The organism is Variovorax cryoconiti (genome assembly GCF_051216395.1).
GTDB lineage: Bacteria > Pseudomonadota > Gammaproteobacteria > Burkholderiales > Burkholderiaceae_C > Variovorax.
The window spans coordinates 1-1,053 of the sequence record NZ_JBPJZI010000072.1 but is presented as its reverse complement, the minus strand read 5'-3'; the positions used below and the strand labels follow the sequence as shown (position 1 = coordinate 1,053).

The following is a 1,053-nucleotide window of genomic DNA, read 5'->3' as shown; positions in this document are numbered from 1 at the left end:
ACGCAAAGGCATCATACTGGCCGGTGGCTCGGGCACCCGGCTGCACCCCGCGACCCTGGCGCTCAGCAAGCAGCTGCTGCCGGTGTACGACAAGCCGATGATCTACTACCCGCTGAGCACCTTGATGCTGGGCGGCATGCGGGACATCCTGATCATCAGCACGCCGCAGGACACGCCGCGATTCCAGCAGTTGCTAGGCGATGGGAGCCAGTGGGGGATCAACCTGCAGTACGCGGTGCAGCCCAGCCCGGATGGCTTGGCGCAGGCGTTCATCATCGGGGACAAGTTCGTGGGCAATGATCCCAGCGCGCTGGTGCTGGGGGACAACATCTTCTATGGGCATGATTTCGTGCACCTGCTGTCCGATGCGGACACACAGACCTCCGGGGCCACGGTGTTCGCATACCACGTGCAGGACCCCGAGCGCTACGGCGTCGTGGCCTTCGATGCCAAGGGCAAGGCCAGCAGCATCGAGGAGAAGCCACTCAAGCCCAAGAGCAACTACGCAGTGACGGGGGTGTACTTCTACGACAACCAGGTGGTCGACAGCGCGAAGGCCGTCAAACCCAGTGCACGCGGAGAGTTGGAGATCACCGCGGTGAACCAAGCCTATCTCGACCGCGACCAGTTGAATGTGCAGATCATGCAGCGCGGCTACGCATGGCTGGATACAGGCACGCACGACAGCCTGTTGGAGGCGGGGCAGTTCATCGCGACGCTGGAGCATCGGCAGGGGCTGAAGATCGCTTGTCCTGAAGAGATTGCGTGGCGCAATGGATTCATTGATAGTGCCCAGCTCGAGAAGCTCGCCGCGCCGCTTGAGAAGAGCGGGTATGGCAAATACCTGAGGCACCTGTTGACGGACAAGGTGCGTTCGTGAGCGGTCATGAGTTGCTGACCAAGGAGTCAACTCACACAATCACGGTCATCATTCCCACCTTCAACCGGCGGGTGCAGCTGCAGAAGGCAATTGAAAGCGTCCTGCAGGAGCGCCGTGTGCCGGTGCTCGTGCACGTGTTCGACAACGCCTCGACGGACGAAACCGAGGCGTAC

2 protein-coding genes are annotated in these 1,053 nt (G+C 61.5%); both read left to right on the top strand.

Annotation, left to right across the window (positions count from 1 at the left end):
* Positions 1-880, top strand: an 880-nt coding sequence (gene rfbA / locus ACSFA2_RS25825; RefSeq protein WP_435458170.1) for a glucose-1-phosphate thymidylyltransferase RfbA, incomplete at its 5' end; no start/stop codon positions are given.
* Positions 877-1,053, top strand: a 177-nt coding sequence (locus ACSFA2_RS25820; RefSeq protein ID WP_435458171.1) for a glycosyltransferase family 2 protein, incomplete at its 3' end; no start/stop codon positions are given. The genes rfbA and ACSFA2_RS25820, both read left to right, overlap by 4 nt.